The 18,736-nt window shown below is 71.5% G+C and carries 16 protein-coding genes; 7 read left to right on the forward strand and 9 right to left on the reverse strand.

What is annotated here, in order from left to right:
• Positions 1-70: 70 nt before the first annotated feature.
• Complete coding sequence (locus AQJ54_RS28615; protein ID WP_062242035.1) at positions 71-826, forward strand: dienelactone hydrolase family protein; 756 nt, start codon at positions 71-73, stop codon at positions 824-826.
• Here AQJ54_RS28615 and AQJ54_RS28620 read toward each other — a convergent pair.
• The 4 genes from AQJ54_RS28620 to AQJ54_RS28635 all read right to left on the reverse strand — a co-directional run bounded on the left by AQJ54_RS28620 (position 823) and on the right by AQJ54_RS28635 (position 5,999).
• Positions 823-2,967 (reverse strand): S9 family peptidase, encoded by a 2,145-nt coding sequence (locus AQJ54_RS28620; protein ID WP_062242037.1) that lies wholly within the window; start codon positions 2,965-2,967, stop codon positions 823-825. The two genes, AQJ54_RS28615 and AQJ54_RS28620, sit on opposite strands and share 4 nt — an antisense overlap.
• A gap of 61 nt (positions 2,968-3,028) precedes the next feature.
• A complete protein-coding gene (locus AQJ54_RS28625; protein ID WP_062242423.1) occupies positions 3,029-3,865 on the reverse strand; it encodes a phosphotransferase in 837 nt (278 codons plus the stop codon).
• Between the two features lie 140 nt (positions 3,866-4,005).
• Positions 4,006-5,175 (reverse strand): ABC transporter substrate-binding protein, encoded by a 1,170-nt coding sequence (locus AQJ54_RS28630; protein WP_079070062.1) that lies wholly within the window; start codon positions 5,173-5,175, stop codon positions 4,006-4,008.
• A gap of 161 nt (positions 5,176-5,336) precedes the next feature.
• A complete protein-coding gene (locus AQJ54_RS28635; RefSeq protein WP_062242039.1) occupies positions 5,337-5,999 on the reverse strand; it encodes a TetR/AcrR family transcriptional regulator in 663 nt (220 codons plus the stop codon).
• 67 nt (positions 6,000-6,066) lie between these two features.
• On the opposite strand from AQJ54_RS28635, the gene AQJ54_RS28640 reads away from it, so the two are divergent.
• The 3 genes from AQJ54_RS28640 to AQJ54_RS28650 all read left to right on the forward strand — a co-directional run bounded on the left by AQJ54_RS28640 (position 6,067) and on the right by AQJ54_RS28650 (position 8,643).
• Complete coding sequence (locus AQJ54_RS28640) at positions 6,067-7,005, forward strand: ABC transporter ATP-binding protein (protein ID WP_062242041.1); 939 nt, start codon at positions 6,067-6,069, stop codon at positions 7,003-7,005.
• The gene (locus tag AQJ54_RS28645; RefSeq protein ID WP_062242043.1) at positions 6,992-7,753 is read left to right on the forward strand and encodes an ABC transporter permease; all 762 of its coding nucleotides are present in this window, start codon (positions 6,992-6,994) and stop codon (positions 7,751-7,753) included. Before AQJ54_RS28640 ends, AQJ54_RS28645 begins: the two co-directional genes overlap by 14 nt.
• A gap of 125 nt (positions 7,754-7,878) precedes the next feature.
• On the forward strand, positions 7,879-8,643 hold the full coding sequence (locus AQJ54_RS28650; protein ID WP_248845453.1) for an alpha/beta fold hydrolase: 765 nt from the start codon (positions 7,879-7,881) through the stop codon (positions 8,641-8,643).
• A gap of 24 nt (positions 8,644-8,667) precedes the next feature.
• Here AQJ54_RS28650 and AQJ54_RS28655 read toward each other — a convergent pair whose 3' ends face one another.
• Complete coding sequence (locus AQJ54_RS28655) at positions 8,668-9,441, reverse strand: SDR family oxidoreductase (protein WP_062242047.1); 774 nt, start codon at positions 9,439-9,441, stop codon at positions 8,668-8,670.
• A gap of 298 nt (positions 9,442-9,739) precedes the next feature.
• Between AQJ54_RS28655 and AQJ54_RS28660 the strand changes: the two genes are divergently transcribed.
• From AQJ54_RS28660 to AQJ54_RS28670, 3 genes are all read left to right on the forward strand, one after another.
• Positions 9,740-10,654, forward strand: a complete 915-nt coding sequence (locus AQJ54_RS28660) for an MHYT domain-containing protein (protein WP_062242049.1) — start codon at positions 9,740-9,742, stop codon at positions 10,652-10,654.
• A 43-nt stretch (positions 10,655-10,697) separates the two neighbouring features.
• Positions 10,698-12,200, forward strand: coding sequence for a metallophosphoesterase family protein (locus tag AQJ54_RS28665; protein WP_062242051.1), 1,503 nt, complete (start codon positions 10,698-10,700; stop codon positions 12,198-12,200).
• A gap of 74 nt (positions 12,201-12,274) precedes the next feature.
• Positions 12,275-13,303, forward strand: a complete 1,029-nt coding sequence (locus AQJ54_RS28670; protein WP_062030625.1) for an LLM class flavin-dependent oxidoreductase — start codon at positions 12,275-12,277, stop codon at positions 13,301-13,303.
• Between the two features lie 152 nt (positions 13,304-13,455).
• On the opposite strand, the gene AQJ54_RS28675 is transcribed toward AQJ54_RS28670, so the two are convergent.
• From AQJ54_RS28675 to AQJ54_RS28690, 4 genes are all read right to left on the reverse strand, one after another.
• Complete coding sequence (locus AQJ54_RS28675) at positions 13,456-15,705, reverse strand: molybdopterin-dependent oxidoreductase (RefSeq protein ID WP_062242052.1); 2,250 nt, start codon at positions 15,703-15,705, stop codon at positions 13,456-13,458.
• Positions 15,706-15,787: 82 nt separating this feature from the next.
• The gene (locus tag AQJ54_RS28680; RefSeq protein ID WP_062242053.1) at positions 15,788-16,459 is read right to left on the reverse strand and encodes an enoyl-CoA hydratase-related protein; all 672 of its coding nucleotides are present in this window, start codon (positions 16,457-16,459) and stop codon (positions 15,788-15,790) included.
• A gap of 64 nt (positions 16,460-16,523) precedes the next feature.
• Entirely contained in the window at positions 16,524-17,111 is a 588-nt protein-coding gene (locus AQJ54_RS28685) for a TetR/AcrR family transcriptional regulator (protein WP_243659826.1), read from the reverse strand.
• A gap of 596 nt (positions 17,112-17,707) precedes the next feature.
• Positions 17,708-18,673: a TauD/TfdA dioxygenase family protein gene (locus AQJ54_RS28690; RefSeq protein WP_062242055.1), complete on the reverse strand. Its 966-nt coding sequence runs from the start codon at positions 18,671-18,673 to the stop codon at positions 17,708-17,710.
• Between the last annotated feature and the right edge of the window lie 63 nt (positions 18,674-18,736).

Raw genomic sequence — 18,736 nt, forward strand, 5'->3', positions numbered from 1 at the left:
GCATGTGCCCGGCCCGGTTCCGCCGGGCCGGCGACCTGCTCGCCGTCGCATGCACAGAGAGGCACCCCCCATGACCTCCGTACAGGGAACCGACGTCGACATCCCCACCGAGGACGGCACCGCCGACGCCTATCTGGCCCACCCGGCCGACGGCGCGCCCCGGCCCGCCGTCCTGGTCTTCCAGGACGCGTTCGGGCTGCGCCCCCAGCTGAGGTCCATGGCCGACCGGCTCGCCGAGGCCGGTTACACGGTCCTCGTGCCCAACCTGTTCTACCGGCACGGACGCGCGCCGGTCTTCGACCTTCCGGAGTTCATCGACCCCGGCGCCCGGCCGGAGATCTTCGAGAAGATCATGCCGGTGATGCAGGCGCTGACGCCCGAGCTCGCGATGCGGGACGCCGGGGCGTACCTGGGCTGGCTGGCCGAGCGTCCCGAGGTCGCCGACGGCCCGGTCGCCCTCACCGGCTACTGCATGGGCGCGCGGCTGTCGCTGCTCACCGCGGGCACCTATCCGGACCGAGTCGCCGCGGCGGCAGGCTTCCACGGCGGGCGCCTGGCCACCGACACCCCGGACAGCCCGCACCTGGTGGCCGGGCAGATCACCGCGGAGCTGTACTTCGGTCACGCCGACAACGACCACTCGCTGCCGCCCGAGCAGATCGAGCGTCTGGAGGCCGCACTGACCGAGGCCGGGGTGCGGCACCGCTGCGAGGTGTACGAGGGCGCCCCGCACGGCTTCACCCAGGCCGACACCGCCGCGTACCACAGCGAGGGCGACGAGCGGCACTGGGCCGCACTGCTCGACCTGCTCAAGCGCACGTTCTAGAAGGCGGAGCGGGGCGGCTCGACGCCCAAGTGGCGGCGCAGGAAGTCCACTTGCCGCTCCAGCAGCTGCCGGGTGACGGTCGAGCCGATCGGCTGGTGGCCGACGCCGGGGAGGATCAGGAGTTCGTGCGGGCGCCCCGCGGCCTTGAGCGCCGCGGACAGGCGCAGGGTGTTGACCGGCGGGACGTTGGTGTCGGCGAGCCCGTGGATCAGCAGCAGCGGCCGGGTCAGCCCCGGCGCGTCGCGGAGCAGGTCACAGGCCTCGTACCGCTGCGGGTACAGGTCGGGATGACCGAGGAACCGCTCGCGCCAGTGCGCGTGGTACAGCCGCTGGTCGGTGACGCCCGCGCCGGCCACGGCGGCGCGGAAGACGTCCGGGCGGCGCAGGACGGCCAGCGCGGCGAGCGCACCGCCGAAGGACCAGCCGCGGAAGGCGACCCGGCCGAGGTCGAGGTCGGGACACCGGCGGGCGGCCTCGCGCAGGGCGCTGACCTGGTCGTCGAGGACGGGTCCGAACAGGTCGCCGTGGACCTCGCGCTCCCAGCCGGGTCCGCGGCCGGGGGTGCCGCTGCCGTCGGTCGTGAGCACCGCGCAACCCTGCTCGGCGAACCACTGAGCCAGCAGCACGCGCGAGTCCAGCTCCGCGGTGACACGCTGGAGGGCCGCGCCGCCGTAGGAGTCGACGAGCACCGGCAGCGGGCCGCTGCCCCGGCGGTGCCAGGAGGGCAGGTGGAGCCGGGCGTGAAGCGCTCGCGGGCCCAGGACGAACCGCTCGGCGCGCACGTCGAGCACCGGGCGTTCGGCGTACGACAGGACGGTGACGGCCGGTCTGCCCGCGCGCAGCACCTCGGCCCGCCCGCCGGGCCGCTCGGCGTCCCGGGTGATCCGGACCAGCGTTCCGCCGCTCCGGACGCCGGAGTGGACTCCGGCCCCCGAACTCAGTTGCCGTAGGCCGGACTTGGGGCCGTAGCTCCACAGGTGGGTCTCGGTGGGTTCGTCGGTGGCGGTGAACAGGACGTCGTCGCCGTCGATGCCGAGCACGGCTCGCAGCTGAAGTCCCTTTGGCGTGACGTCTGTTCCGTCCCGGGTGAGGTGCCGGGTCCCGCTCGTGTCGTGGTGGGCGAGAAGGGCACCGGAGGCCGTGCGGGCGGGCAGTCCCGGGACGAGGTGCACCCAGCACGCGTCGCACTGTTCGTGCAGGACGGCGGTCCGGCCGTCGCCGGGATCGATGCCGAGGAAGCGGACGGTGCGCTGGTCGCGTGACTGCACGAGAGCCCAGGGCCCGTGCGTGTCCCATCCGGCGCCCACGACGTATTCGTAGGCGACCCGGTCCCAACTCACCTGTAGCGGTGAGCTGTCGAGCCGGGAGACCCATAACGTGACGTCGGGGTTGGGCGTTCCGGCGAGGGCTGTGCGGCGGACTTCGCGGCCCGGGTCGCCGGGGGCCGTCAGGTCGGGTGAGTCGATCCCGTCCGCCCTGTCGCCTCCGCCGGCCGGGTCGACCGTGGGATCGGCTGCCGGATCGGCCGTCGGCCAGGGCTGGACCCGCCTGGAGTCCGTCCGAGCGAACAGCAAGTGGTGGCCGTCCGGCGACCACCAGTGTCCACGGGCATCGTCGAGGGACGTGGCGGTGGTGTGGGGGGCGACCCCGAACTCGACGTCGGGCGTGGGTGTTTGCGCTATCGACCGGTCCCCCGTCCCGTCCGCCTCCACCACGCGCAGGGTGCCGTGCGAGACGTAGGCGATGCGGCGCCCGGTGGGGTCGGGCCGGGGGTCCGAGACCGGTCCGACGACGGGCAGCCGCCGCGGCTCGCCCTTGCCGGAGTCCACGGTCCACAGCCCGCCGCCGAGGGCGAAGGCGACGACCCCGGCCGCCGCGTCGGCGCCGTACGCCTCGACACCTCCCACCCGCCCCCTGCGCTCCGACCGCCCACCCCCGAGCAGCCGAACGGGATCGGCCAGCAGGCGTTCCCTGCCGGAGGCCACGTCCAGGGCCCACAGACAGGTCACCGGGTCGTCGCCGGTGCGCCCGCGGAGGAACAGCACGGTCTCCCCACCAGCACCGACGGCGAACCGCCCGGGGACACCACGGGTGAAGCGGAGGGTGCGGACGAGTTGTTCGGGGAGGGTGGTGAGGGACATGAAGGTGTCCTACCACCGGTCCTGTGAATAAAACGCGTGTTCGATTAAAGAGGGGGTCTGCTCACCGGACCTCGCCGGATGCCGCCCGCAGCCGTCCGAGCCACTCCGCGGCCAGCCCGCGGCCGTTGGGGAGTTGGTCGTGGCGGTCCCATCGCCAGGTCGTGATCATCGCGAGGACGAGGAGGCGGCAGTCGTGCAGCAGGTCCTGGTCGGCGTTCGCGTAGTGCTCGGCGATGTCGTCGGGCGCGTGGGCGAGATCGAATTCGACGGGGCCCCGGCAGCAGGTCTCCAGGTCGATGAAGAGGGGCCCGCTCGCGGTGGCGAGCAGATTTCCCGGGTGCGGCTCGCCGTGCAGCAGCTGGTCGGCGGTACCGCGCTCGCCGATCGCTCGCCGCAGACTTCTCAGAGTCCCGTCGAGGAGTCGGCGGTCCGCGTCGGCCAGCGCGGGTGTGCGGTCGCGGTCCGCCAGCAGGCGTTGCGCCTGGTCGACGCGGACCGTGAAGTGCGGTGCGGGGACGTCGAGTTGGCGCATACCGGCATGCAGTCTCGTGAGCGCGTCGGCATAGGCGGCGGGTGGGACCTCTCGGGGTACGGCCGGTTCGTAGTAGGTCCACAAGGTGACCACGAAGCCGTCGCGCTCGTGGACGCCCGGCGTCACGCGAGGTGCGAGCGCGGCCACCGGGCTTCCCACCTCGGCGAGCCGCTGAGCGATGTCGACTTCGAGCTGAGCGACCTGGTCCGCGACCGGCGCCACCCGGGCCAGGACGTCACAGGGCAGCAGTCGCAGAGTCAACTTGTTCGAGTCCTGGAGCACGATCGCTTCGTCGGCCGCGAGGCCCAGTGACGCGGCCGTCGCCCTCGCCGCGGCCACCGCACGCGGAAGCTCCGAGACCTGCATCGCCGAGCGCCCCTCCCCCGTGAGCACCCTCATGCCGGTTCATGGCGGTGCGGAAGGCGCACGGTACCAAGACGAGCGCGCCGGCCGGACCGAATAAGACCTGCTGGCTCCGGGGCCGGGAGGCGGCGGTTCGGGCAGACTCAGCGGTCCTGGCCACGCCTCCAGGACCGCAGGACACGAAAGCGGTCCGGACACTCCGGGTCCCGGTCCACCACCTGGATCGGCGCCCCGGTCCACTGCCACACGCCGCTCCCCGGAGTACGCCCGAACCGGATCGGGCCCCGGGTGCCCTCGACGGTGACAACCGGCCAGGCCTCGGCGATGCGCGCCCGGTCCGTGCCGTGCTCCCTGAGCAGCGCGGCGAGGAAGGCGACCGTGTCGTGGCCCTCGTACGCCACGAACGACGGCGGTCCGCCCAGCCGCTCACGAAGGCCCGCCTCGACCTGCATGGCGAGCGGGCCGAGTTCGTCCGGCAGGTACCGCAGGAACGGGATCCCGGCACCGTCGTCGCCCAGCGTCGTCCCCCATGAGGCGAACTCCGGCTGCCCGGCCGGGGCGCCGACCAGGATCCCGGCGAGACGCCGGTCGCGGCGGACCGCACGGACGATCGGCACCGCCGGGACCGGGGAACCGACCAGGAGCAGGAGTGCCGTCGCGCGCTGCTCGACGAGCTTGTCGCACAGGACGGTCGGGGAGTGTTCCCGCACGTCGAGTTCGACGACGGTGCCGCCGCGAGTGGCGAGGTGGTCCCTGAGGACGCGGACTCCGGAGGCCCAGTACACACTCGGCTGGGTCGCCACGGCGATGTGGTGGTGGCCCGCGTCGAGGAGGAAGTCGGCGTAGACCCGCCAACCGTGGGACTGCGGTGGCGAGAGGCGCGCGACCCGGTCCGTCGGCCGCTCGGTGAGCGCGTCCAGAACCGCCGACGAGCACAGGAACGGCAGACCGAGCGCGTCCGCGCGGGCCGCGGCCGCCCGCGCGACGACGCTGTGGTACTCCCCTGCCAGGGCGGCCACCCCCAGTCCGGCCAGCTCGTCCACGGCGGCTTCGGCCCTTCCCGGATCCGCTGCGGTGTCCCGGACGACCAGCTCGAGGGGTCTGCCGTCGATTCCCCCGCTGCCGTTGACCGAGTCGGCGCCCCACTCGATCCCGGCCAGCAGGTGTTGGCCCGCTTCGACCCAGCCGGGCCGGGTCAGCGGAACGAGAACACCGATCCGTACGGCAGATACGGCGTCCCTGTCCGGGCCCGCTCCAGCCGACGGCACGGCCACGCCGGCACCGTCCACCTCGTCCCCCTGTGGTGAGTCCATCTGCCTGATCCTGCCGGACATCGCGTCCACAAGGCTCCCGACCCGGCGGACATCACAGGGCATCGGCGTGACGCAGGGACCGGAGGCTCTCGCGTCCACAAGGCTCCCGACCCGGCGGACGCCGTGCGCCACCCGTCCCGCAGTCCGCGCCTCTCAGCCCCTCACTCCCCTCCGCGCGCCGCCGCCCCCACCACCATCCGCCGGATGTCCGCCAGGTCCGCCTCGAACTCGGCCGTGAGGTCGACCGGGAGGTCCAGCCACCGTCCGACCCTGCTGTGGCCGGGGAGTTCGCCGGCCGGGAGCTGGCCGCGGCGGCCGCGCGGATCGAGGGCACCGGGGGTGAAGCGGCCGGACGCCTCGGAGGCGGCGAAGCCGATGACGAAGGTGCTGATCAGCCGCTCCAGTCGGGGCACTTCCGACTCCGGGACCCCGGCCTCGACGAGCGCGAGATAGATGATGTCCACCGCACGCACGGCGTCCGGAGTGACGGCGGGGCGCGAGAAGAGCAGGTGCGCCGCCCAGGGGTGACGCTGGGTCACCGCCCGGCAGGCATGGGCGAGAGCGTCGAGCCGCTGGTCCCAGGTCGGCTCCTCGCCCGAGAGCACCCCGTCACCGCCGTCCGCGCCGTCCGTCGGCAGCAGCGCGGACAGCAGGCGTCCCACCATCCCGTCCAGCAGCGCCGCCTTGTCCTTGACGTGCCGGTACAGCGCCATCGGCGTGACCCCGACACGCTCGGCCAGCGCGCGCATCGACACCGCCTCCAGGCCCCGCTCGTCGGCGATGGCCAGGGCCGCGTCCAGGATCTCTTCCCGTCTGCCACTCATGGGTCTACAGTGTAGACGTATACACCGTAGACATCTGGTGCACAGACAAACAGACAAAGGGGGGCGGATGCTCGTCACGAACGGGTTGGTGAAGTCCTACGGCCGTCATCGCGCGCTCGACGGTTTCGATCTGACGGTCGAGCCGGGCGAGATCGTCGGTCTGATCGGTCACAACGGCGCGGGCAAGACGACCTTCGTGGAGATCGTCACCGGTCTGGTGCGGCCCGACGCGGGAAGCGTCCGCATCGGGCCGTTCGACGCGCTGAGCGAGGGCCGGGACGCCCGGCGGCTCGTCGGGGTGGCTCCGCAGGAGTTGGCCCTCTACGGCAGTGTCACCGTGCGGGAGAACCTGCGGCTGCTCGCCGGGCTGGCCGGGCTCCGGGGCCGGCGCCGGGACGCGGGGATCACCCGGGTCCTGGAGGAGCTCCAGCTGTCCGCGGTCGCGGACCGGCCCGTGGGCATCCTGTCCGGCGGACAGCGGCGCCGGGTCCAGGCGGCCACGGCGATGGTCGGCTCACCGCCGCTCCTGCTGCTCGACGAGCCGACGGCCGGTGCCGATCCGGAGACCCGCTCGGCTCTGCTGGCCGCGGTGAGGGCTCGCGCCGAAACCGGTGCCGCCGTCGTCTACACGACCCACTACCTCCCCGAACTCGTCGACCTGGACGCCACGTTGGCGATCGCGCGAGCCGGCCGGGTCATCGCGCGCGGCACCCAGGAGGAGCTCACCCGGCACCTTCCCGGCGAACTCCGGGTCACCTTCGCCGACCCGGCCGAACCCGAACTCCGCACGCCGACCAAGGATCCCGGCGCCGATCTGGCGGCCCTGCTCGCCTCCGGCCGCACGCCCGCCTCCGTCGACGTCCACCGGCCCGGCCTGGACGACCTGTACCACTCCTTGGAGACCACGACACCGGAGGCCGGACCGACGGAGCCCACGACACAGCAGTCCACGGTCGCCCAGGCCGCGGCGCCCACGCGGACGGAGTCCCACGATGCAGCCGCGTGACTCCGCGACCCGTCTGGGCGTCCTGATCCGCCACAACACGCTGCTGATGCTGCGCGAACCGGGCCCTTTGCTGAGCCGGATGATCCTGCCGCTGGTCTTCATGACCCTGCTGCGCCCGCTCTATCTGTCCGCGCAGGGCCACGCGGCCGGTACCGAGCAAGCGGTCGTCGGCACGCTGGTCACGTTCTCGCTGCTCGCCCTCAGCATCTCCGGCAACGCGATCCTCTCCGAGCGCCTCGGCCGCACCTGGGACCGGCTGCGCGGCACTCCTCTGCACCCGGCGGAGCTGCTGCTGGGCAAGGCCGTGCCCGTGCTCACCGCTCTGCTCGCGCAGCAGTTGCTGATCGTCGGCTTCGGGGTGTGCGTGTTCGGACTGCGCGTGCCGCATCCGTTCCTGCTGCTGGGGGTCCTGCTCAGCTGGAGCTGCACGCTGCTCGGCCTCGGGGCGCTGCTCGGGGTGCTGGTCCGCACGATGGGCGAGCTCTCCGCCGCCTACGACATCGGCGGGATGCTCCTCAGCAGCGTCGGCGGCGCGCTCGTCCCGCTCGCCGTCCTGCCCGGCTGGGTCGCGGACGTGGCCCCGGCCTCCCCCGGCTACTGGGCCGCACACGGCTTGCGCGCCGCACTGGCGGGCGACACCCCCACCGCGGCGACTGCCTGCGGCACCCTCTTCGGCACGGCCGCGGTCTGCTCGGTCCTGGCCTCGGTCCGGCTCCAGGGCCGCAGCGGACGGATGGTGGCCCTCTAAACGGATGGTGGCCCTCTAACCGGACAGGTCCGCGAAGCCCCCTCTCCCCGTCGGGGCCGCGATGACTTTCCGGCGCTGCCACGGTCTACCTCACATACGACTTCCGCAGAACGGATGTGATGACGATGCCGAGCAGCTCCGCCTACGCCAAGGTCAACGGTCTGGAGATGTACTACGAGATCCATGGCGCGGACCACGAGGAGGGCCGTCCGCTGGTGCTGCTGCACGGCGGCGTCCTCACCGTGGATCTGACATTCGCGGGTGTGCTGCCCGAACTGGCCGCCCACCGGCGGGTGGTGGCTCCCGCACTCCAGGGGCACGGACACACCGCCGACATCGACCGTGACATCTCCGTGCCCGGTCTGGCCTCCGACGTGGTGGCGCTGCTGGACGAACTCGGTGTGCGACAGGCCGATTTCCTCGGGTTCAGCCTGGGCGGCCTGACCGCGCTGGAGATCGCCGTCCGGTACCCCGAGCGCGTCGGACGGCTGGCGCTCGCCTCCACCATGTACACCCAGGAAGGCGTCCACGAGGAGGTGCGCGTACCGGACTACAGCTCGCCCCTGCTGCCCAGCCAGGCGGACTTCCAGGAGATGGCCGACGCCTACGCGGCCGTGGCACCGCACCCCGAGCACTTCCAGGAGTTCCTCGCGAAGACCTCCGCGGCGGCACAGGCCCCGCTTCCCTGGACCGCCGACGAGCTGCGCGGACTGCGGGCGCCCACGCTGCTGGTCGTCGGAGACAGCGACTTCGTACGCGTGGAGCACGCGGCGGAGATGCAACACCTGATCCCCGGGGCGCAGTTGGCCGTACTCCCCGCCACCAGGCACATGACGCTCATGCGGCGGACATCGCTGCTGCTGCCCTTGCTGGGCGAGTTCTTCTCCTAGGCGTGCGTCACGGCACGGCCGCGCTCACGCGAAACCCCCGTTGCTGTTCAGCAGTTGGCCGTTGACCCACTGGCCTTCCGGTGAGCAGAGGAAGTCCACCAGGTGCGCGGTGTCCCGCGGGGTGCCGAGACGGCCGAGGGGGGTGGCCGCGAGGCAGTGCGCCCGGTCCTCCTCGGACATCCAACCGGTGTCGACGGGGCCGGGGTTGACGGCGTTGGCGGTCACGCCCAGGTGGGCGAGTTCATGGGCGGCGGCCAGGGTGATGCGGTCCATCGCCCCCTTGCTCGCCCCGTAGGGCAGGTTGCCCACGGTGTGGTCGCTGGTGAGACTGATGATCCGCCCGGTGCCCGGCGGTGCGGTGAAGCGGCGTCCGAACTCCCGGATCAGCAGCCAGGTCGCCCGGGTGTTGACGGCGAAGTGCCGGTCGAAGCTCTCGACGGTGGTGTCGAACAGCCCGGAGTCCACGGATTCGCAGTGGCTCAAGACCAGCGCGGTGACGGGACCGAGCCGGCGCTCCACCTCGTCGAAGACCCGGGCCGGGGTGTCGGGTTCGGCGAGGTCCGCCTCGATGGCGGCGGTGGCGGCGCCCCGCTCGGTCAGCAGTCCCTCGATCTTCGCGGTCGCGCCGGGTTCGGCGCCCCAGGTCATGCGCGCGTCGTAGGGGTTCCAGTAGGTGAAGGCGATGTCCCATCCGGAGGAGGCCAGTTGCAGGGCGAGCCCGGCGCCGATGCCGACGGTGCGCCCGACGCCGGTGATCAGGGCGAGCGGACGGGCGGGGGATTCGGTGCGTGTCGTCACGGGCTGAGATCGTCCATGCCGGACGACGGAGCGACAACCGCTTTTCTCCGTGGACCGACACCAGTTTTTCTCCGTCGGCCCCCGGGCGTCTCCGCAACGGAAATGCCGAAAATCGCTCAACTCTGGCACACTCCTGAGCCCCATGAGCACGCTTGGCCGAAACTCGCCCTCATGTGACTAAAGTTCAACGCCGTCACCGGCGAGTTTCTCTCTTACCCACGGTAATGGCTTGATTTACGCGATCCGCAGCCGTAACCCTTCCTCCACTACCGGCCAAGACTCTGGGGGGAGTTGGCTCATGGAAGGCACCGTCGACGGATTCCGCTACGGCTTGGTGACCCCGGTCGCCGCGTTTGTGATGGCGTGCCTGGGAGGGGCCCTGGGACTGCGCTGCATCGTGCGGACCCTGCTCAGCAGCGAGTCGTGGAAGCCGGGCTGGCTGGCCCTCGGCGCCGCCTCGATCGGCTGCGGCATCTGGACGATGCACTTCATCGCCATGATCGGTTTCCAGGTCGTGGAGACCCGGATCCGCTACGACGTCGCGCTCACGGTGCTCAGTCTCGCCGTGGCGATCGTCGTCGTCGGCATCGGCGTGTTCATCGTCGGTTACCGGGGCGCCAGCACCCTGAACCTGTCCTTCGCGGGCGTGATCACCGGGCTCGGCGTGGCGGCCATGCACTACCTCGGCATGGCGGCGCTGCACCTGAACGGGACGATCCACTACGACCCCCTGGTCGTCGCGCTCTCCGTGGCCATCGCCGTCGTCGCGGCGACCGCGGCTCTGTGGGCGGCCGTCACCATCCGGGGTTTCCTGACGAGCCTGGGCGCCAGCCTGATCATGGGCGTCGCGGTGACGGGGATGCACTACACGGGCATGTCCGCGGTCAGCGTCCATGTGCACGGCCGGACCGGCGGATCGTGGGCGGGTGACTCCCCCACCTCGCTGCTCCTGCCCATGCTGGTGGGTCCTGCGATCTTCCTGCTCCTGGCGGGAGTTGTCGTCATGTTCGACCCGCTGCTGGTGCTCGGCGACGGCGACTGGAACCGCTCAACGGCGTCGGCCGTCGTCGCCGCCCCGCGGTCCGGCTCGCTCTTCGAGCACTCGGAGAACCAGGAGAACCAGTCGCTCCGGGAGGATGAGGCGCCCAGGGTGGTCCAGGCCCGCGCGCCGCAGGATCCGCAGTGGGCCGTGCCCCGCGGCCCGCGAAGGTGACTCCCCCGTCGGGCCGGTTCTAGATCGTTGTTACGGTGCACCGGTGTCTGACTCCTCACGCGATACCGCCGAAGGCGCCGGCTGGGGCCCCACCCGACTCGGCGAGTACAAGCGGCTGATGCCGCCCAAGGTCGAGAAGATCTCGTGGCTGAACCCGAAGACGCTGTGGGCCGCCCGCAACGGCGTGGTCGCCTCCTGGCTCGGGGACCCCACGGGCCGTACCCGAAACCGCTGGGTGGCCCAGCGCGCGGCGGCCGGCGCACCCGCCGACAAGGTGATCCGGCGCGCGGACCCGGAACGCTTCTCCTTCATGGTCATCGGCGACACCGGCGAGGGCGACGACCCCCAGTACGCCGTCGTGCCAGGGTTTCTGAGAATCAGTCAGGACACCAGGTTCACGGTCGTCGCCAGTGACGTGATCTACCCCGTCGGCAGCGCGGACGACTACGACACCAAGTTCTTCCGTCCCTACCAGGACTATCCGGCGCCGATCTACGCGATACCCGGCAACCACGACTGGTACGAGGACCTCGGCGCGTTCATGCGAGTCTTCTGCGACGACGCCCCGCCCCTCGATCCCGAACCTCGGGCCCGCCCCCTCAGCCGCTCCTGGCTGCGCTCGCTGCTGTGGCACCGGCCTCGCCCCCACGACGGTCAACACCTCGACCAGGCACGCCGGTTGCGTGCGGACCCGGCTCAACAGGCCGTACAGCCGGGCCCGTACTGGGCCGTCGACGCAGGTCCGCTGCGCATCATCGGCATCGACACCGGACTGCTCGGCACCATCGACGCCGAACAGGGCGCGTGGCTGCGCGAGGTCTCCCAGGGCCCCCGCCCGAAGATCCTCATCACCGGCTCGCCCCTGTACGTGGACGGCGAGCACCACCCCTGTGCCATCGAGGGCGGTGGCACGGTCGACGAGATCGTGCGCGCCCCGGAGCACCACTTCGTCGCGGCGATAGGCGGCGACATCCACAACTACCAGCGCTACCCGGTCGACGTGGACGGCAGGACCGTCCAGTACGTCGTCTCGGGCGGCGGCGGCGCGTTCATGCACGCCACCCACACCATCCCCCGGGTGTCGATCGCCGACGTCACCGAGCAGGACTTCCGGTGCTATCCGCTGCGCGGCGACTCGCTGGCCTTCTACAGCAGGCTCTACGGCCGCCGTCTGCACCTGCGCCGGTTCTTCACCCTGACCGAGGCCGAGGCCACCGCGGTGATCGCGGAGCGGCTCGGCATCCCGCCCACCCGGCTCCCCGGCGAGCCCGCCCGGGTCACCTTCCGCACCCGCCTCGTCGCGAGTCTCCTGGGCGCAGGGGGCCGGCCCGACCGCACCTCACGGTTCCGACTTCCGGTGCGCAAGATCTACACCCAGCTGTTCTCGCCGAGCTCGGCGACCTACAGCCCGCCGTTCTTCAAGTGCTTCCTGCGGCTGGACGTCACCCCGGAGGCCGTACGTCTGCGCTGCTTCGCGGCCACCGGCAATCTCGCCCAGGAGGTCGAACCCCCCGTCGAGGACGAGGTGATCATTCCGCTGCGCTGACCGGGAACACGGTGGGCGGCGCGGGAGTTCCCCCAGCAGGACTACTTGATTCATCAAGCTTCCCGGAGGAGCCCGTGCCGTCCACCCCCCGCCCCCTGCGCAAGCTGGGCTTCCTGACCATCGGACTGTTCGACGAGTCGGACCCGCGACGCGGCCACGAGTCGACGCTGGAGATCATCGAACTCGGCGAGCAGCTCGGTTTCGACAGTGCCTGGCTGCGCCACCGCCATCTCCAGTACGGCATCTCGTCCCCGGTCGCCGTCATGGCAGCGGCCTCCCAGCGGACCCGGCGCATCGAGCTGGGCACGGCCGTCATCCCGCTCGGCTGGGAGAACCCGCTGCGGCTGGCCGAGGACCTGGCGACCGTGGACGTCCTGTCCGGGGGCCGGATCAACCCGGGTGTGAGCGTGGGGCCGCCGATGCACTTCGACGACATCAAGGGGGCACTGTACCCGGACACGGCCGACGCCGAGGACTTCTCCTACGAGCGGGTGCGACGCCTCCTGGACCTGGTGCGCGGCAAGCCGGCGAGCGACTTCAGCGGGACGCGGGGCTTCGAGGTCTTCTCCGACCGGGTCCAGCCGCACTCCCCCGGCCTGGGCCGGCGGCTCTGGTACGGCGGCGGCAGCCTGCGGTCGGCGCGCTGGGCGGGCGAGCACGGCATGAACTTCCTGACCAGCAGTGTCGTCAAGGCGGAGGCGCCCGAGGGGCCGTACGACTTCGCCGAGATCCAGCTCTCGCACATCCGGGCCTTCCGCGCCGCCCACCCCGACGGCGATCAGGCCCGTGTCTCGCAGGGTCTCGTCGTCATCCCCACCGACTCCGCCTCCTCCGAGCAGCGGGCCAGGTACGAGGAGTACGCCGCGAAGCGCACCCCTCGAACGGCCTCGCCCCAGGGCCCGGCCCGGATGATGTTCGCACCGGACATCGTCGGCACGTCCCAGGAGATCGCCGAACGCCTCCAGGCACACGCGGCGTTCCGCGAGGTGGACGAGGTGGCCTTCGCCCTCCCGTTCACCTTCGAACACGAGGACTACGTACAGATCCTGACAGACATGGCAACGAAGCTGGGCCCGGCACTGGGATGGCGCCCCGGGGCCTAGATCTGCTCCGGGCCCTGGGCGAAGGTCTTCGCCGTCGCCGCGTGTCAGCCGGGGTGCTCACACGGCACGGTCGTTCCTCGCGGGTGTGCCCGGGTCCGCGGACCTGGGCACACCGGAGTCCGCGGACCGGTCTGACTTTTTTGGGCGGCGGGTCAGACGGGGAGAGCCTCGATGCGGGCGGGTACGTGCTTGTGCCAGGGGGAGCCCGCTATGGGGTCGCGCCGGCGCAGGTCGGTGAGGGTGTTGGGGGCGACACCGGTGCGTTCGGTCCCGCCGTCGCCGGTGGGGAGATCGAGACCGAAGCCGTTGGGCAGGGCGGCGTGCCCGGCCTGCATGCGGTCGTCGATCTCGACGGTGGTGTCCGCGGTGCCGCGCTCCGTGGTGATCCGGGCGGGCGCCCCGTCGTCGAGTCCGAGCCGCTCGGCATCCTGCGGGCTGATGCGCAGCGTGCCGCCCTTGTCGCGCAGGCGCCAGGTGCTGTCGCGGATGATGGTGTTCGCGGTGAACGCACGCCGCTGTCCGGCGGCCAGGACGATGGGGAACTCCTCGGTGGTGTGCACGGCCGCAGTGGTGTCCAACTCGGCGTGCAGATCGAGCAGTTCCGGAATGGGCAGCGGGATGCGCCGGCCGGGGTGCGGCACGTAGTCCCAGGCGTCGTCGTACTCGTCCTCGGTGAAGACGACCCCGGAACGGCCCTTGAGGATCGCGTCGAACAGGGCTTCCGCGGTGACGTGCCCGGCACGGCGCATGGCCTTGGGGTACTTGTGGGCGATGCGCAGGCAGAGCGCCCACAGCACGGCGGCGGAGCGGGCGCCGTCCGGGAGGGTGGGACCGAGGGTTTCGTACAGCAGATACGGGGCCGCCTTGATGGTGCTCCTGTCGAGGACGGCCAGGGCGGCGAACGCGAGTTTGTACGGGGTGCGGCCCAGGCGCGCCGCGGCACGCAGCAGGGAGAGGCGGCTGCGGGGGACGGTGCCGAGTTCCCGGATCAGGCGGGCGTAGATCTCGGGTTCGGTCAGCGTGCCGGGCAGCGGGTCGAGCACCGGGGCACGCAGGTGGAAGGTGTTGTGCGGGAACTCCAAGGTGAAGAAGGTGGCCTCCCACTTCTCGTACTGGGACGCGGCCGGCAGCACGTAGTCGGCCCGGCGCCCGGTCTCGGTGAGCGCGACGTCGATGACGACGACCAGGTCGAGTCTGTCGAGTGCCTCGGCGAAGGTCGCGGAATCGGCAAGGGAGTGCGCCGGGTTGGAGGACTCGATGATCATCGCCCGGAACCGGTCGGGATGGTCGTTGAGGATCTCCTCGGCGATGACGTTGCAGGGCACCAGGCCGCCGGGCATCCGCGCGCCCGTGACGGGGGTGCGGCGGGGGCGGGTGCTGTACTGGAAGAGCGAGGCGACCCACGAATGCGGCTGCATCGCGCCCTGCTTGCCGAAGTTGCCGGTCAGCAGCCAGATCAGCTTGTTGAGGTAGGAGACGAGGGTGCTGTTGGGGCCCTGCTGGACGCCCAGGTCCTCGTACGTCGAGACACTGGAGGCGGCTGCGATCCGGCGGGCCGTCGTGCGCAGGAGTTCCTCGTCGAGTCCGCACGTGGCGGCACAGTGGCCGACGTCCACGGCCTTCAGCTGATCAAGCACGGTTGCCGCCCCGGTGGTGCGGGAGTCGAGGAAGGCGTGGTCGACGAGGTCCTCCTGGACCAGGACGCCGAGGATGCCCGACAGACACCAGGCGTCGGTTCCGGGCCGCAGCTGCAGGTGGATGTCGGCGAGGTCGGCGGTCTCGGTCCGCACCGGATCAATGACGATCATGGTGCGGAGGGGGTCCTTGGCGATGTCCTTGAGCACGGTACGGGCCCGGGAGACCCCGTGCGTCTGCCAGGGGTTCTTCCCGATGAAGACGGAGACCTCGGCGTTCTCGAAGTCCCCCACCGTGTGACCACCGGTCAGATGGGCGTCGACGAAGCCCTCGCCCGTCTTCTCCTGGGCCAGGGCGTTGGAGCGGTAGCGAGCGCCCAGGGCACCCATCAGGGCCCCGCTGTAGGCGCCGCCGAGATGGTTGCCCTGGCCTCCGCCGCCGTAGAAGAAGATCGACTTGCCGCCGTGGGTGTCGCGCACCGACGTGAGCCGAGCGGAGATCTCGCGTACCGCGGTGTCCCAGTCCACGGGCGTGAAGCTGCCGTCCGGCTCGCGGCGCAGAGGCGTGGTCAGACGTTCCATGCCGTTCTGGTAATGGTCCAGACGCAGGGCCTTGTTGCAGGTGTAGCCGCCGGTGGCGACGTGTTCCTTGTCGCCGCGGATCTTTGCGAAGCGCCGGCCGTCGGTCTGGATCTGGATGCCGCAGTTGTTCTCGCACAGAATGCACGCCGTCTTGTGCCACCTGGCAGTGTCGGCCTGGTCGGTCATGTGGTTCTCCTCGTCAGCACCGCCAACCAGCCGCGGCGTGGGAACCCGCGGCCGAGGGCGGCGGGCAGGGATGTGCGGACCGTCAGCCCAGGGGGTGGACGGTGTCGCGCAGCGTGGCCAGGGCCGGGGCGTACATGCGGGCCTTGATGGTGCCGAGGGTGTCGCCGGCCTTGTTCACCTGCGCCTCGGCGATCTCGATCGCGGTGGAACGCACGGCGTCCTCGCTGACCGCCTGGTCGACGATGCCGGCGGCCGCGGCGTCGGCGCCCCCGTATCGGCGGGCGGTGAGCATGGCGGCGTGGGCGGTCTGCGGCGCCAGCCGGGACTGGATGAGTGCGGCCATGCCGGGGGTGAAGGGGATGTTGATGTCCGCTTCGGGCAGGCACCAGTAGCCGCGGTCGGCACGCATCACGCGGAAGTCGTGGGCGAGGGAGAACATCGCGCCGGCGGCGAAGGTGTGCCCTTGTAGTGCGGCGACGGTGACGACCGGCAGCGACAGCATCCGCGCCAACAGTTCGTGGACGGAGACGACGTAGTCCTGGTGCTGGTCGGCGTGGGCGAACAGCCAGTCCAGGTCGAGGCCGTTGGAGTAGTACTTGCCGGTGGCGGCGGTGACCAGGGCACGGGGGCCGTCCGCCTTCTCCACCTCGTCGAGTGCGGCACTGACGGCGTTGATCCAGTCCGGATGAAAGCGGTTCTCGTCGTCCCCGAGGTCGAGTACGAAGACGCTTCCCTGCCGGTCGAGAGTGGGCATGGGGCCTCCTGGGTGCGGTGGGATGGGGAGGGAAAGCGCGGCACGCCGATGCGCGTGGCACGCCTCAGGGTCGGCGCGGCAGGGCAGCGGCGAGCAGCTCGTGGATCTCGGCGGCGGCTGCCTCCAAGGGGACGGTGCTCTCTTCGGCCCGGCACATGATCACCGCGCCTTCGACGGCGGCGATGACGAACGCGGCCAATCGCTTGCTGCGCTCCTCCGGCAGACCGTTCTTCAGGAACAGGCCGGCGAGGGCCTCCTGCCAGCGGGCGAACACGGCCGCCGCCGAGCGGGCCAGCTGCGGAGCGTCGTCGTTTGCCTCCACGGCCACCGCCACGATCGGACAGCCGCTGCGGAAGTCGCTGTCGACGAGCCGCTGACGCCAGAACCCGAAGAACGTGTCGATCGCCGTGAGAGCGTCGTCGGCCTGCGTCGCGGCGTCGATCAGTCCCGCGATGAAGTCGCCCGCGAGCGCGACCGCCTCGTCGATCAGTTGCGCTCGCCCGTCGGGAAAGTGGTAGTAGACCGAGCCGCGCGGGGCATTGCTGTGCGCGAGCACCCGGTCGATGCTCGTGGCGCCGGCCCCGAACTCGCCCAGCAGCGCGGCGGCGCTGAGCACCATGCGGTCCCGGCTGCCACCCTTGCGTGGGGTCATCCCGCTCCCTTCCCGCCTACGGCGAAGCATCGAGCGATGCCTCTACCAGTTAGTAACTTAAGGTGGATGACATAGAACATGCAAGAGGGTGCGGCGCTTTCCGGGGGAGCTAATGTCCTGGCGAGGTCGAGCAGTTGGACAGGACGCCTCCCCTCACGACCTCGACCAAGGCCGACAGCAGCCCTGTCGGCGCCCTGCGCGGGCCGGGCCGGGCCGACATCGACATGGCGGGCTGCGCCGTCCGAGGACATCGCCGGGGCAGGGTCGAGGTGGACGACGTCGGCTGCCGGCGCGACCGGTGCCGCACCGGAAGCGACGTCTGCCCGACCGTCCGGGTCCGGGCCTGGCCGACCCGAGCGTCCGTCTGGGTGGGTCCGCTCGGGAGGCGTCCTGGGGCCGGGCCTTTTCGGGTGGCGCCAGGCGCCCGCGTCTGCCCGTGCTCGCCCGGCACACAGGACGCCCGGCGCATCCGGGAAGGGCGTCCGCTCGGGTAGCGAGGCAGGGCCTGCGTCTGTCCAGGTGACAGCCCAAGCCCTGCCTGCTCGGGGCGACCTGGGCCCGGGTCTACGCAGCCCGAGCCCCGGCCGAACCCTCCGTCACCACCGCCCCACCTCCGTCCCCGTGATCGCCTCCGACGCCCTGCCGTCCACGCCCACCGGCAAGTCGCCGGCCAACATCACCCGGTGCATCGTGCGGGGGAAGTCCAGGTGGGCGTTGTCGCTGGGGGCCAGGTGGATGGTGGCGCGGTTGTCCCAGAAGGCCACGCTGCCCGGTTCCCAGCGGAAGCGGACCGTGTACTCGGGGCGCACCGCCTGTTCGAGGAGCAGGTCAAGGACGGCTCGGCTCTCGGGGCGCGAGAGTCCGGCGATCTGCTCGACGTAGTAGCCGTTGACGTAGAGGATCCGCTCCCCCGTCTCGGGGTGGACCCGCACCAGCGGGTGCAGGGAGGCCACCTGGTGCTCCAGCAGATGCCGGACGTAGGCGTCGTCCCCGGGACGGGGCTGGTAGCCGACGCCGAGCCGGTGTTCCGCGCGCAGTCCGTCGACGAACTCCCGTACCGGTCCGGAGAGTCCGGCGTAGGCGGCGGCGAGGTTGGACCACTGCGTGTCGCCGCCGTACGGCGGGACGGTCTCGGCGCGCAGGATCGTCGCGGCGGGCGGGTCGACACGGGCGCCGTGGTCGCAGTGCCAGCCGCGCAGCAGCGTGTGCCGCCTGCGCCGCAGCCACTCCTCGTGCTCCATGCCGAACTTGCCGCCCAGCTCCAGCCGGTCGGCCGTCGTCTCGACCTCGGGGAAGTCCGCGGGCGACGCACCGCCCCGCTTGCGCAGGACGACGGGCTCACCGAACCGGCGGGCGAAGGCCACGTGCCCGGTGTGGTCGAGCTTCTGCCCGCGGAAGAACACCACCTTCCAGCGCAGCACCGCGGCCCGGATCGCGGCGACCACCGAGTCGTCGAGGTCGTCCGCGAGATCGACGCCGGTGATCTCGGCCCCGATGTGCCCGGCGACCGGGCTCACCTCGATCCCCGGGTCCCGCTCCGCCGTGGCGTTGTCCGTCGTCATGCATGCTCCGTAGCTCGCCGTGTCCGTGGTGCGACCGCGGGTACGCGCCCCGCGGGGCGTGTC

It is taken from the genome of Streptomyces griseorubiginosus, assembly GCF_001514195.1.
Taxonomy (GTDB): domain Bacteria; phylum Actinomycetota; class Actinomycetes; order Streptomycetales; family Streptomycetaceae; genus Streptomyces; species Streptomyces griseorubiginosus.

What these genes read in the sequence shown, in the direction of transcription:
- AQJ54_RS28620 (WP_062242037.1), bottom strand. Translation starts at nt 2,967, where the DNA reads ATGTCCCTCACCACCCTCCCCGAACAACTCGTCCGCACCCTCCGCTTC.
- AQJ54_RS28630 (WP_079070062.1), bottom strand. Translation starts at nt 5,175, where the DNA reads ATGGACTCACCACAGGGGGACGAGGTGGACGGTGCCGGCGTGGCCGTG.
- AQJ54_RS28635 (WP_062242039.1), bottom strand. Translation starts at nt 5,999, where the DNA reads ATGAGTGGCAGACGGGAAGAGATCCTGGACGCGGCCCTGGCCATCGCC.
- AQJ54_RS28650 (WP_248845453.1), top strand. Translation starts at nt 7,879, where the DNA reads ATGCCGAGCAGCTCCGCCTACGCCAAGGTCAACGGTCTGGAGATGTAC.
- AQJ54_RS28615 (WP_062242035.1), top strand. Translation starts at nt 71, where the DNA reads ATGACCTCCGTACAGGGAACCGACGTCGACATCCCCACCGAGGACGGC.
- AQJ54_RS28660 (WP_062242049.1), top strand. Translation starts at nt 9,740, where the DNA reads ATGGAAGGCACCGTCGACGGATTCCGCTACGGCTTGGTGACCCCGGTC.
- AQJ54_RS28675 (WP_062242052.1), bottom strand. Translation starts at nt 15,705, where the DNA reads ATGACCGACCAGGCCGACACTGCCAGGTGGCACAAGACGGCGTGCATT.
- AQJ54_RS28640 (WP_062242041.1), top strand. Translation starts at nt 6,067, where the DNA reads ATGCTCGTCACGAACGGGTTGGTGAAGTCCTACGGCCGTCATCGCGCG.
- AQJ54_RS28690 (WP_062242055.1), bottom strand. Translation starts at nt 18,673, where the DNA reads ATGACGACGGACAACGCCACGGCGGAGCGGGACCCGGGGATCGAGGTG.
- AQJ54_RS28625 (WP_062242423.1), bottom strand. Translation starts at nt 3,865, where the DNA reads ATGCAGGTCTCGGAGCTTCCGCGTGCGGTGGCCGCGGCGAGGGCGACG.
- AQJ54_RS28685 (WP_243659826.1), bottom strand. Translation starts at nt 17,111, where the DNA reads ATGACCCCACGCAAGGGTGGCAGCCGGGACCGCATGGTGCTCAGCGCC.
- AQJ54_RS28680 (WP_062242053.1), bottom strand. Translation starts at nt 16,459, where the DNA reads ATGCCCACTCTCGACCGGCAGGGAAGCGTCTTCGTACTCGACCTCGGG.
- AQJ54_RS28645 (WP_062242043.1), top strand. Translation starts at nt 6,992, where the DNA reads ATGCAGCCGCGTGACTCCGCGACCCGTCTGGGCGTCCTGATCCGCCAC.